Origin of the sequence: Pseudomonas palleroniana (assembly GCF_003031675.1) — a bacterium.
Lineage (GTDB): Bacteria > Pseudomonadota > Gammaproteobacteria > Pseudomonadales > Pseudomonadaceae > Aquipseudomonas > Aquipseudomonas palleroniana.
Genome location: NZ_PYWX01000029.1, coordinates 179,862 through 192,970 on the forward strand (window position 1 = coordinate 179,862; position 13,109 = coordinate 192,970).

The 13,109-nt window shown below is 59.5% G+C and carries 4 protein-coding genes and 2 pseudogenes; 3 read left to right on the top strand and 3 right to left on the bottom strand.

The annotated features are described in order from the left end of the window. Positions 1-101: 101 nt before the first annotated feature. Positions 102-5,912, top strand: coding sequence for an alpha-2-macroglobulin (locus C9383_RS09300; RefSeq protein WP_090367839.1), 5,811 nt, complete (start codon positions 102-104; stop codon positions 5,910-5,912). Next, positions 5,893-8,202 (top strand): penicillin-binding protein 1C, encoded by a 2,310-nt coding sequence (pbpC, locus tag C9383_RS09305; RefSeq protein ID WP_060756583.1) that lies wholly within the window; start codon positions 5,893-5,895, stop codon positions 8,200-8,202. Before C9383_RS09300 ends, pbpC begins: the two co-directional genes overlap by 20 nt. 22 nt (positions 8,203-8,224) lie before the next feature. Here pbpC and C9383_RS09310 read toward each other — a convergent pair whose 3' ends face one another. Both C9383_RS09310 and C9383_RS09315 read right to left on the bottom strand, forming a co-directional pair. Continuing rightward, positions 8,225-9,427 (bottom strand): Fic family protein, encoded by a 1,203-nt coding sequence (locus tag C9383_RS09310; protein WP_090367837.1) that lies wholly within the window; start codon positions 9,425-9,427, stop codon positions 8,225-8,227. Positions 9,428-9,557: 130 nt separating this feature from the next. Next, a pseudogene (locus tag C9383_RS09315) lies at positions 9,558-9,919 on the bottom strand (avidin-fold protein). A 429-nt stretch (positions 9,920-10,348) separates the two neighbouring features. On the opposite strand from C9383_RS09315, the pseudogene C9383_RS09320 reads away from it, so the two are divergent. Further along, positions 10,349-10,604 (top strand): annotated as a pseudogene (locus C9383_RS09320) (NYN domain-containing protein); the annotation flags it as partial. Between the two features lie 81 nt (positions 10,605-10,685). Here the strand turns inward: C9383_RS09320 and C9383_RS09325 are convergent. Continuing rightward, positions 10,686-12,797, bottom strand: coding sequence for a hypothetical protein (locus C9383_RS09325; RefSeq protein WP_090367833.1), 2,112 nt, complete (start codon positions 12,795-12,797; stop codon positions 10,686-10,688). Positions 12,798-13,109: the final 312 nt, after the last annotated feature.

Here is a 13,109-nt window from a genome sequence, read left to right on the forward strand (position 1 = left end):
GAGCAAGCCCGCTCCCACAGTAGAATTTTGTGATGTATTCACGTCATCTTTTATCTCAAAGACGCGTGTAAGATAGCCGCACTTTGCCAGGGATGCTCACCATGTTCGATTCGTTGAAAGCGATCAGCCGCCGTATTGCCGGTGCCTTATTGACCGTGGTGGGGGCCGTTTTCGGCCAATGGCATCCGCCGCGCTGGCTACGCGCCATTGGTCAAGGCCTGGCCAACCTGGGCGGCAAGGCTCGCGCTTATCCACGCCAAGCCGGTGCAGCAGTTGTGGGTCTGGCCTTGTTGGCGGGTGCCGGTTTCTATGGCTGGCAGTGGTATTCACACCTGCCCAAACCCCATACCGTGGGTTATTCGCTGCACAAACCGAACCTGACCGATTACACCCAACCACAACCGGTTGTGGATAACTTGCAGGTGCGCTTCGCCGAGTCCGTCGCCCCACTGGCAGCGATTGGCAAGCCGGTGACCCATGGCATCACCCTGAAACCAAACGTAGCGGGTACCTGGCGCTGGTCCGATGACCGTACGTTGCTGTTCGTGCCGGAAAAAGACTGGCCCATCGATGCTCACTACACCCTCGATATGGGCAAGAAAAACCTGCTGGCCGACGGCGTGCTGCTGGACCAATACAGCACTCAGTTCTCCACCCAACCGTTCCGCGCCACCCTGGCGCAAAACGAGCTGTATCAGGACCCGTCCAACCCGACACTGAAACAGCTGGTGGCGACTTTCCATTTTTCCCACCCGGTAGATGAAGAAAACCTGCGCAAACGCGTGTCGATCACCCTCGGCAAAGGTTTGGCCTACCGCGACGCGCAGTTGCCCAACCGACCGGAAATCACCTTCGACGAGAAGAAACTCAACGCTTACGTGCGCTCCGCGGCCTTGGCCACCCCACTGGAAAGTACACCGGTCAGCGCCAAGCTCGACGAGGGCATCAAGGCCCGCGACGGCGGCAACGCCAGCACGGCGCCGCTGGTGTCGGAAGTCACCGTACCCGGTCGCTACCGCCTGACCTTCACCGGCGCCGAAGTGAGTTTTGTCGACAACCAACGCGGCGAACCCGAACCGGTATTAATGTTCAGCAGCTCCAGCGCCGTGGCCGACGAAACCATCGCCGGTAAGGTCCAGGCTTGGCTGTTGCCGGAAAAAGCCCAGGACGATACGCGCCCCTATTCCGCCAACGACATCGACGACGCCCTGCTTGCCCGCAGCACCAAGGTCAACCTGACCCACGTGCCCAGCGTCGAACCCCTGAACACGCTGCACGCGTTCAAATTCAAGGCTCCGGCCGGTCGCGCACTGTATGTGCGCGTTCCTGCCAACCTGGAGGCCATCGGCGGCTATCTGGCGAAAAACCCTACGGCATCGCTGATCAGCATGCCGGCGTACCCTCGCACGTTGCAGTTCCTGTCTGACGGCGCGTTGCTCAGTCTCAACGGTGAAAAACGCCTGGGGTTCATGGCCCGTGGCGTACCCGGCGCCCATGTGGAAATCGCCCGCCTGCTGCCCAACCAGTTGCAACACCTGGTGGATCAGAGCAGTGGCAGCTTCGCCCGGCCGAATTTCAGCAACGAATATTTTGATCGCATGGTCGAGCGCCAGGCATTGCAGATTCCCCTGTCATCCAATGACCCGGCGAAAACCGTCTACGACAATGTCGACCTCAGCCCCTACCTCACCGCCAATGGCGGCCGGCGCGGCATTTTCGTGCTCAAGCTCAGCCCGCAGGATGACCCGGCCACGCGCACGTTCGAATACGACCGCAGCAGTACCAGCGACCTGCGTTTCATCGTAGTGACGGATCTGGGCATCATCGCCAAACGCTCCAGCGACGGCAGCCACGATGTGTATGTGCAGTCCATCAGCAATGGTTCGCCGGTGGCCGATGTGCAAGTCGACATCATGGGTCGCAACGGCCTGCCGGTCGCCAGCGGTCATACCGACAGTGAAGGCCATGCGCATTTCGCCAAGCTGGATGAATTGCGTCGTGAGAAAACGCCGCTGATGTATGTGGTCACTCGCGGCAACGATCAGTCGTTCCTGCCGATTGCCCGTCAGTCCCAGCAGCTGGATTTATCGCGCTTCGATGTCGGCGGCTTGCAAGAAGACGGTGCGATTGATCGCCTCAGCGCCTACCTGTTCACTGATCGCGGGCTCTATCGCCCAGGCGAAACCGCGCACCTGGGCATGATCGTGCGCAGCGGCAATTGGAAAGGTGCTCTGCTGGGGCTGCCGGTGGAGCTGCAAATCACCGATCCCCGTGGTCTGGAAGTGATTCGCCAGCCGTTGAAGCTGTCCGCCAGCGGTTTTGAAAGTTTCGATTTCCCCAGCAGTGAAGTCGCCCCCGCCGGCGAATACACCGCGACCTTGCAGTTGATTGGCCAGAAGCAGACGCGCACCGATTTGGGCAGCGTGAGCTTCAAGGTCCGCGATTTCGAGCCCGACCGCATGAAGGTCAACCTGAGCTTGCACGACACCCCGGTACAGGGCTGGATCCCACCGGACCAGGTGGTGGCCAAGGTCACCGCCATGCACCTGTTCGGCGCCCCGGCAGTCGGCCGGCGGGTCACCGCGAAAATGTCCCTGAGCCCGACGCTCGCAGCATTTGACCGGTACCCTGACTACCGCTTCCGCCTCAATAACGGCCTGGAAGAAACCAACACCGAAGACCTGGCGGAAACCACCGTCGACGACAACGGTCAGGCCGTGCTCGACCTCAACCTGCAACGTTTTGCCAACAGCACCTATCGCTTGCAAGTGATGGCCCAGGTATTCGAAGCCGAAGGAGGCCGTAACGTCGCGGCGCAAAGCGCATTGCTGGTTTCGCCTGCGCCTTACCTGGTCGGTGTGAAAAGTCAGGACTCGCTGTCATACGTCGCCAAGGACACCCCGCGTGAAGTGCATTGGCTGGCAGTGGCGCCAGACCTGACGCCGCTGGCGGTAGACGGCCTGACCACTGAAGTGGTCGAACATCGCTATGTATCGGTACTGGTGAAACAGTCCAATGGCACCTACAAGTACGAGTCGCGCATCAAGAACATCAGCCAGCCGGCCTCCCCGCTGACGATGACGAAGGAAGGCGCCAAGCAGGCCCTGAACACCGGCACGCCGGGGGATTTCACCCTGCAGTTGAAAGACGCCAATGGCAACCTGCTCAACCAGATCGACTACAGCGTGGCCGGGCGTGGCAACACTTCGCGTTCCCTGGAGCGCAACGCCGAACTGCAACTGCGCCTGGACAAGCGCAGCTATGCCACGGGTGATGAAATCGCCATCAGCCTGCGTGCGCCGTATACCGGTGCCGGTTTGATTACCATCGAGCGTGACAAGGTCTACACCCAGCAGTGGTTCAAGGCCGACAGCACCAACAGCGTGCAACATATCCGCGTGCCGGCCGGGCTTGAGGGCAATGCCTACGTCAACGTGCAGTTTGTGCGGGATATGGGTTCGGCTGAGGTGTACATGAGCCCGCTGTCCTACGGCGTGGTGCCGTTCAGCATCAACCTGGATGCGCGACGCATGGCGCTGAAGGTTGAAGGCCAGGAGAAGATCGAGCCGGGGCAGACCCTGGACATCAAGGTCACCGCCGACCGCCCAGGCCGTGCGGTGGTGTACGCGGTGGACGAAGGCATCCTGCAAGTAGCGCGTTATCAGGCGCCGGACCCGCTGGGCTTCTTCTTCCAGAAGCGTGCGCTGGAGGTCGGTACGAGCCAGATTCTTGACCTGATCCTGCCTGAATTCAGCCGCCTGCTCAGTGGGGCGGCGCCCGGTGGTGATACCGAAGGCGCGCTGGCCAACCACCTGAACCCGTTCAAGCGCAAACATCAACCGCCCGTGGCATGGTGGTCTGGCCTGGTGGACTTGCCGGCCGGTGAAACCGTGCTGCATTACCAGGTGCCGGACAGCTTCAACGGCAAACTGCACCTGTTCGCAGTGGCGGTGGACAGCGACAGTGTCGGTGTCAGCGAGGCCAATACCGAAGTGCGTGGCCCGATTGTGATCACGCCGAACGTGCCCGCCTTCGTGGCGCCGGGGGATGTGTTCAACGTCAGCGCCGGGGTGTTCAGCAACCTCGACGCAGCGGCGGATGTGAAGTTTGAAGTGCAGACCAGCGACGGCCTGGCTGTGCAGGGCGGCAAAGGCAGCACCTTGTCGCTGCAACCACGCAAGGAAGGCACCGCCGAGTTCAAGATCAAGGTCGGCGAAACCCTCGGCTCTGCGGACCTGCGTTTTGTTGCGGTGTTGCCCAATGGCAAACGTATCCAGGTCGCCGAAACCACGTCGATCCGCCCACTGAGTGAGCACCGTGTCGCCCTGAGCCTGGGCCGTTTCGACAGCGCCAGCAAAGAGCTCAAGCCGACCCGCGAGCTGTTCAGCCAGTTGCGCGACGTGCAACTGGGCGTAGCGGCATCGCCGCTGGTGTGGGCCAACGGGCTCAAGCATTACCTGGATGACTACGGCTATGCCTGCACCGAGCAACTGGTGTCCAAGGCCATGCCGGCGCTGATCTGGGGTGGCACCGCCCCCGAAGCCGAGCAGGCATTCAACGGCGCGGTGCGCATGCTGCGCCAGCGCCAGAACTCGGCCGGCGGCTTCGGCCTGTGGGCTGCCAACCCGGACGTGGCGCCGTACGCCAGCCTGTACGCCACCGATTTCCTGATCGAAGCCAGGGAGCGCGGGCTGCCCGTACCGGAAGATCTGTTGGTGCGTTCCAACGCTTACCTGACCGACCTGGCCAATGGTCCAAGCGAAGGTCTGTCGGAATTGCGCAACCGGGCCTACGCCAGCTACCTGCTCAGCCGGCAGGGGATCCTGGTAAGCGGCGCCTTGAGCGATATCCGCGAGCGCTACGAGAGCTACTTCAAGGACAGCTGGCAGAACGACCTGGGCGCGGCCTACCTGGCCGCCAGCTACAAGCTGCTCAAGCAGGATCGCCAGGCCGATACGCTGTTCCGTAAAATCCCGTGGCGCTCGCTTGTGGATAAGTGGGACAGCGACGGCCTGTATTACGACCCGCTGGTACACGATGCCGAACACCTGCACCTGCTGGCGCGGCATTTCCCCGAGTTGCTGGACGAGGTGCCGACAGCCTTGCTGGATAAGCTCGGCAAACGCCTCAACGAGCAGCGCTACAACTCGCTTTCGGCGGCACTGCTGTTGCGTGCGCTGGATAACTATGGCCAACGTGCGCAGAGCGACATGACCCTCAAGGCCACCGCCTGGCTGAGTGACAAGCAGCAGCAATTGCTGGAGATGGCCGGCCAGCCGCCACGCGCTGCCGTGCCGCGCACCACGCAAAAGCTGGTGATGGAGAAAACCGACGGCCCGGCCGCGTTCTACATGCTCAGCGAGGCCGGCTTCGACAAGGGCGCCAAGCTCAAGCCGATCAACAATGGCCTGGAAATCATCCACGAATACCTCGACCTCAAAGGTGAGCCGGTGAGCAAGGTCGCCGTGGGTGATGAGTTCCTGGTGCGCCTGCGCCTGCGCGCCACCGACCGTGATCAGGTGCAACAAGTGGCCGTGGTCGACCTGCTGCCAGGTGGCGTCGAGCCTGTGTATAACCTGCCGCCGGAGCCGGAGCCCGCCAGCACCGAGGAAAGTGAAGGCGAAGACGCCGAGTACGTGGAAACTGCAGACGGCGACGAAGCGGCGGACGCCTGGCAAGCGCCGATCGGCGAAACCGAACTGAGCAACTGGCAGCCCGACTACGTGGACGTGCGGGATGATCGAGTGGTGTTGTTCGGCACCGCGCTGCGCGACGTAGGGACCTTCGTCTACCGTGTACGCGCCACCAACGCGGGTACCTTCAATACGCCACCGGCTTACGCCGAGGGCATGTACGAAACCACCCTGCAAGGGCGCGGCAAAGTAGGCCAGCTTGAAATTACCAAGCCTTAAACGCGTGACGCCGCTGCTGGCAACGGCGGCGTTATTGGTGGGAGGGCTGGCGGGGCTGCGGTTGTGGCCCCACGCCTCGCTGGAGCAAGCGGTTACGTCGTCACGGGTGGTATTGGCTGACGACGGTTCGCTGCTGCGCATGACCCTGGCGGATGACGGGCAGTATCGCCTGTGGCTCCCACTGGAGCGCATGTCACCGTCACTGGTCGAAGCCTTGTTGCTCAAGGAGGACCGCAATTTCTATTGGCACCCGGGGATCAATCCCCCGGCGTTGCTGCGCGCGGCCATGGCCACCTACAGCGGCGGACAGCGCCAGGGCGGTTCGACCTTGAGCATGCAACTGGCGCGACGCCTGTGGGATTTGAACACCCGCCAAGTGCCCGGCAAATTGCAGCAGATGGCCCTGGCCGTTTGGCTGGAAGCACGTTACAGCAAGCACGACATTCTTGAGGCCTACCTGAACCTGGCCCCCATGGGTGGCAATATCGAGGGCGCCGAGGCGGCCAGCCGTATCTACTTCGGCAAGTCGGCGACCCAGTTGTCCTTGTCCGAGGCCTTGGCGCTGGCGGTGATTCCACAGCAGCCGGGGCGGCGCGCGCGCTTTGGGCCGTCATTGCAAAATGCGCGGCTGCGGTTGATGGCCGACTGGCGCGAGACTTATCCACAAGACCCGCGCAACGACAGTCTGCTGGAGTTGCCCCTGGAAGCGCGCAACCGCCAGCAGATCCCGTTTCTGGCGCCACACCTGAGTGAACAATTGCTGGCGTCCCAAAACGGCAATGAGTTGAACACCACCCTCAGCCTGCCCTTGCAGCAACTTCTGGAACGCCTGATCAGCGGCTTTATCGCCGAGCGGCGCAGCACCGGTGTGGAAAATGCCACGGCGATCCTGATCGACAGCCGCGACCAGAGTGTCAAGGCGCTGGTGGGCTCGGCCGATTACTTATCCACAGGCATTCATGGTCAGGTCAACGGCGTGTTGTCACGACGTTCGCCAGGGTCGACGCTCAAGCCGTTTTTGTATGGGCTGGCACTGGATCAAGGGGTGATTCATCCCATGAGCATCGTCAAGGACCTGCCCAGTAACTTCGGTTACTTCCAGCCAGAAAATTTCGACGGCAGTTTTGTCGGCCCACTGACGGCACGCGATGCGTTGATCCGTAGTCGTAATATTCCCGCTGTTTGGCTGGCCAGCCAGCTCAAATCGCCTTCGCTGTACGGTTTGCTGCAACGAGCCGGGATCAAGGGCCTGCGCAACGAGAGCCACTACGGCTTGGCCTTGGCCCTCGGCGGCGGCGAAATGACGCCCGAAGAGCTGGCACGCCTGTATGTGATGCTCGCGGGTGACGGGCACCTGCGGCCGTTGCGCTATCTGCAGGAACAACCGCAAACCACCGGCGCACAACTGCTGACGCCTCAGGCCGCCTTCATGGTGCGCGACATGCTGCGCCATAACCCGCGACCGGACGGCTTGCCGGGCCGCCATTGGCGCACCGCGTGGAAAACCGGCACGTCCTGGGGTTTTCACGATGCCTGGAGTGCCGGCCTGGTCGGTCCCTATGTGCTGGTGGTGTGGGTCGGTAACTTCGACGGTCGGCCAAACCCGGCGTTTATTGGTGCCAAGACCGCTGCGCCGCTGTTCTTCCGCATTGCCGACGCCCTGCCACTGGCCTTGCCCAACGTGGTGATCAAAGCCGACAAACCGCCCGCCGGGCTGGTGCGCATCGATGTGTGCGCAGCCTCCGGCGAACTGCCCAACCGCTGGTGCCCACAAACCCGCAAGACCTGGTACATCCCTGGCGTGTCACCGATTCGCGTCTCCAACCTGCACCGTCCGGTGCTGATCGACACCCGCACCGGCAAGGCGGCGTGCCCGCCGTTCGATCCGCAATACACGCGTGAAGAAGTCTTCGAGTTCTGGCCCAGCGACGTACAGCGCCTGTACCGCGCCGCCGGCCTGCCCCGACGCACACCGCCCAATGTGATGAAAAACTGCCAACCCAACCGCATCAGTGATTCAAGCGAAGCGCCGCAGATCCGCTCGCCGCTGACGCAGGTCAGTTATCAACTGCGCCTGTCCCAACCACAGGAAAGCATCCCACTGAACGCCAACGCAGCCAGCGATGCGGTGACGCTGTATTGGTTTGCCGACCAGACGTTGATTGGCCAGGGCTCACCGCAGACCACACTGAACTGGCGGCCGGGCAAGTCGGGAGAGTATCGGTTGCGGGTCAGTGATGATCAGGGACGCAGTGCGAGCCGGGGGTTGAGGGTGGAGTTTGTGCCGTGAACCGGCACCTCTGTTACCTGACTCAGTAAAACCGCCGGTGAAGATCCGGAAATATCATCTGTGCAAACCAGACGGGAAGCCCAGGATAGATCGAACGCGACTTTGCCGAAGGCGCTTCAACCACCCCCATATCAATCAACTTCTTAAGCTGATCACTCGCTACACGGTCATGCAAACCAGAGAAAATCTTAAAGTCCGCCCGAGCAATTTCGCCCTGAGTCAGCAAGATATGGATGGCCTTGGCCATTTCTTGTTTCACCCCGGACTCTACGAATACCCCTTCAAGCCCGATCACCCTCTCAAGTCTCTGGCGTAATGTTACAAGGTCCATCGCTTTCTCTACGTACTCCATCTGATCAATACAGACTTGCAACATGAACTCTACAAACTCGAACAACCCTCCTTGAGTCAACTGACCACGACCGTCGAGGTCCCCTCGACGAGGCTGATCAGCAGCGCGCAAGCGCCCATAATATTCTTCCTGTTTTCTCGCCAATCCTCGGGAAAGCGACCAAAGGGGTGATGCGAGCCCCAGACGCATCAGTTGCAAGTGCGTAATCATGCGCACCACTCGGCCATTCCCATCTTCAAATGGGTGAACAAACGCGAGACGATGGTGATAAGAAAGAGAGCTGAGAATGCGTGAAGTCAGGTCAGGTTGCCCGCCGTATACATGCTGTAGGCGCTTGAGCATTGGAGTGACTGACTCCCACGCAGGCGCAGCATGGTCCCCTACCAGAACATTACGTTTTGCTGTATCCCGCAATTGGCCGGGCGCGAGTAATCGACCGTCACTGAGTCGCAAGTCCTTATCGCCGGCACCTACAAAAAGCCGGCGATGTATCACAGACATAAATTCAGGGGCAAAGAAAACGCTCCAAGGCGCGTCAACTGCTTTTGGTCGTCGCACCACCCGCTCTAGCAACTCCTGAACGCCGATATGACTTTCCGCCAATTCGCGCAACTCTTTGGAGTCACGCCTCGGCACTCGCGCAGACAAGGTAACAGGCTCCGTATACTGGCCTTCGATCAGGTTGCTGTAATAGCTATTGGTGATTCGCATCAGCCCGCCGATACGCATGGCGGTATTTTCGGGGAGTAAGCCAGTGAGTTTTCCTGCACGGAACGACAGCGTCTCCGCCGTACGTAAAATCGACGCAGGAAAACCAGAAGATGGCCAGATAGGCTCCAACCAGTGATTTCCGGATATGAATTGCTGCGCCATTTTTCTCACCTTATTCCGATTTATTTTCGGATCTATTTTCCCCTAATCTCCAATAATAACGGGATGATTCGACATTTTTATACAACTATTTAGTAGAGAATTTTCCGATTTATTTTCTGATTATTTAAACCTATGCAATTAGCTCCACATAACTCGACTCCCTCCCCCCGTCGCCCCAGATAACCAGCCCCATTTGAAATGCAACGTGGTATGTCCGGCGGCGTCGACACCGAGGGTGCCACGCGACCAACCGCACAGCAGCTCACCTTCCACGGTCAGGCACTGATACAGCAACTCGATAGTGTCCGGGCCGGTCACTCGCCCGACTTGCGTGCCCAGCCGAATCCGACCGCCCTGGTAGGTGCCGGAAATGGCCTCGCCCTCGACCAGGTAATGAAACACCGTATCCGCGCCGGATAGCCCGTGGGCATTATTGGCGACGGTGAATCGGCGGTTGTTCAAGCGCTGGTGAATCTGGGAAGGGGTTTGCATCGAAGTGGCATCCTTGCACGGGAGGCCTGGAGACCCAGGGCGGTGTGACGAAATAATAAACTTTGTCACACCCCCCTTTGTATTCCGTGGCCTGCACGGGACTATACCGCTTGCTCTTTGTAAATAAAGCCCGTCACAAAACGCAAAATTTCCAAAAAAACCGCCCCGCTGTAAACAATAAAGGTTGTCACAAAGTCATCCACCATTGGAAATGGTTAAGGTCACTGCTGGGGTATTCCAACGCAGCGCTAAATCTTATGGACGATAGCACCTCGCTTCACCTCCGCTGACCAGCTTCAATATTTACTCGGGAATGCGTTCTGCTCTTGGCGGATGTATCTAGAGAGCAGGGGTTGAGAGGGAGATGTAGTAGCCTGACTCGTTGTGCGGGGATCATCGCTGGAGTCAAGTCACGCTCCGTGGGGACATCAGCAACTGGTGCTGGTCTCAGCTGATACCGATATGACCCCTGCACTGCGGGCGCTCCGAGAAGACTTTCCCGATCTGCGCATCGGCGTGATTTTGCCGCACCGCGAAGAAATCAGGCGAACGATCCCCGGCTCTTTAAAGGAGCATTCACACTGGATGCGTCACATCGTTACGACAGAAGAACTGGCCAAGCTTCAATCTACGGACCGTGTACCGGAGCTCAAAAAACCAGGCCATTAAGCCTGGGTACTGGTAGTTCTCGCGAAGCGAATTCCGTTAATTGTGGAAGAGGTACCGGAGCGAATTGCCCCGGTACCTGGTTGGCGTTCGGAAGGGGTTATGGCAATAGCTCAACGCGGTATTGGTTTTCAGCTGCCCGCTGAATCACGTGTGTCAATTTCTCCAGGTTAGAGACCGAAACCGGTTTTTCGGCAGCATCACGCGACGTTTCTTCGACCATCGCCCCCACGGCCCAGTACCCATGCTTGCGAGCTTCCATCCAACGGCGGCCTGCGTCAGCATTCCACTTTTTGGCCCCTAGAATGTAGCGATCTTGGTCAGCCAATTTGCTCAAGAACACAGTCAGAGCCTTACCCTCGTCCACCACGTCCTTTATAGCCAAGCCATCCACCAGGATCGCATTCACGAGCAACGCGCGCGTGTCTGCGGAGAAGCGCGCCGTTTCGCGAGCACTCTCTACCGCTTGCAGGCTAAAGATGGTCAACCAACTCAACAGCGCGGCTTTCGTTCGAAAGTCGCGAGTGCCGGGAACGTTCAGCGAATACCCGTCTGACGACATCGCGAGAGCAACACCGACAACGTAGTCGTTGTAGTCATCGAGCTCGGGCATGGCTTCCTTGGTTCGCTGGCCAGCGGCAACCAATTTCTGATCACTTACCCGCTGGATGATCACAGGCGTCAGGATTTGGGCGAAACGGACGTACGCCTGATCAGGGCTCAAGTGGCGCTGGGCGAGATCCAACGCTTTTTGAATGCCGGCAGTCGACGCGATCATGCGCTGCGCCTGAAGGATTGCGGCCGCGACTGAACGATCAAGCTCGTAATGCAGTTCGGTTCGGTAGGCTGGCAGCGCCTCAGTCAACATGTGGTCACGCTCCATCTTCACGTTGGGTGTGCCCATGGCGGAAACGACTGTTTGCGGAATGTCGTCGACAGTGAGCCAGTCGTGGAGACGGATATAGGTAATTTGCCTCTCGTAGAAGTTGGGACCGCACAACCGGTCAGTTGCTACCGTTCGTGGCCGCAGTTGACCATCTACGATCGTAGGACCCGGCGCGATGTCCATAAGATCGTCAGGAAAACGACCGTCATCGAGCACGACACCTTCGATGGCAACCAGATCAACCGGATTCATTTTCACCAGGTCGGCCAGCCCTTTCGAAATGAGACGGCTGATTTCTGCCTCGTGATGAACTGCCTGTGGCGCAAGCGCATACATCTGCTCGGCACCTTCGTACTCGACGTAGGTCCGGCCGGGATGGCGAGGGTTTTGGTTGTCAACGTAGTCGTGGACCATGTTGCCCCCGGTCTCAGTGACAAAGCTGACCAGTCGGCCCTTGCCTTCGCCCACCTCCAGGTTCCGGACATTCAAATGCCGGGGAGCACGCCCGCCAGCGAGTGAGGCCATCGCCTCCGTTAGGCCGCCGTCGTCGCGGCTGATCACCGGTACCAGGCCGCGCAGCTGACGGTTGATCAGGCTGCGGCCGCGAAACACTCCAGCTTCGTTGAACAGCGAAATGGTCTCATACCCCAGCGGAGTGAGTTCCTTTTGGCGCACCGCATCTAGCAGTTTGCTTGATGCTGGGATCAGCACATCACGCACGTAAGCATCACGCAGCGCGCTCATGTCTGTGAGCGTTGCGTACTGAGGCTCGTGTTTCAGCGCTTCAAGAAGCTCCGGCCGCAGTTGGTCGACCGCAGTGACCAGCTTGTCCCAGATGAAGGTGTCGCCGTTTTCGAAGATGGCGTACGAATAACCAGGTGCACCCAGCGCCAGCAGGTCGGAGACGGACATATGGGACAGTCCTAGGGTGGCCACGTGCACGGCCGGACTCAAGCGATCATCACGCAAGATCGACGGTGGAACTGGCCGGGCAGTGGTGCGGCAAGCATCCAGGTTGCTGAGGTGAAGCTTGCCCGCGAGTGTTTTCGCGTCATCGGCCGGAAGGTTCCATTGCTCAGCGATACGTTGGCCCACGGCCTCGATCACTTGAGCGAGTGGAATCGGGGCCCCTTGATATACAGGGCCGAGCTTCTGAGCGCTGATGAGCATCTCATTGTACTTGCCGTAGCCAATGAGCACGGCGAATTCGCGCTGCACAGTGGAGAGCGATGGTGCACCAATGGGGTAGTGCTTGCGGAAGAGGGCAATGGTTTTTTTGATCCGAGCACTGTCGAGGTCGGACGTTGTAACAGGAATACGAAGCATGTGGATCTCCCAATGCAGGGCACGTGTCTCGCACAGTAGCTGGCTGGCTGTGTTGGGGTGTGCGCCTGACTTTTGAAAGGTCGAGGTTCGTATCCAACAGGATGTGTTTTTCTGGTGAAGCGGTACCGCAAGAATGGTTTCGTATCCAAAGAATTCGCTGAAGCCAGCAGCACCGAACGAAACCAGTCCGGCTTGTGGCAAATGGTAGAGGGCAAAAAATTATTGTCAAGCGAGATCGTTAGCCGCCGCGCCCGGCACGGTTCAGCGAGCGCTATAGGCAGGCGACTGTACGAGAAAACTGGGTAAATCGCT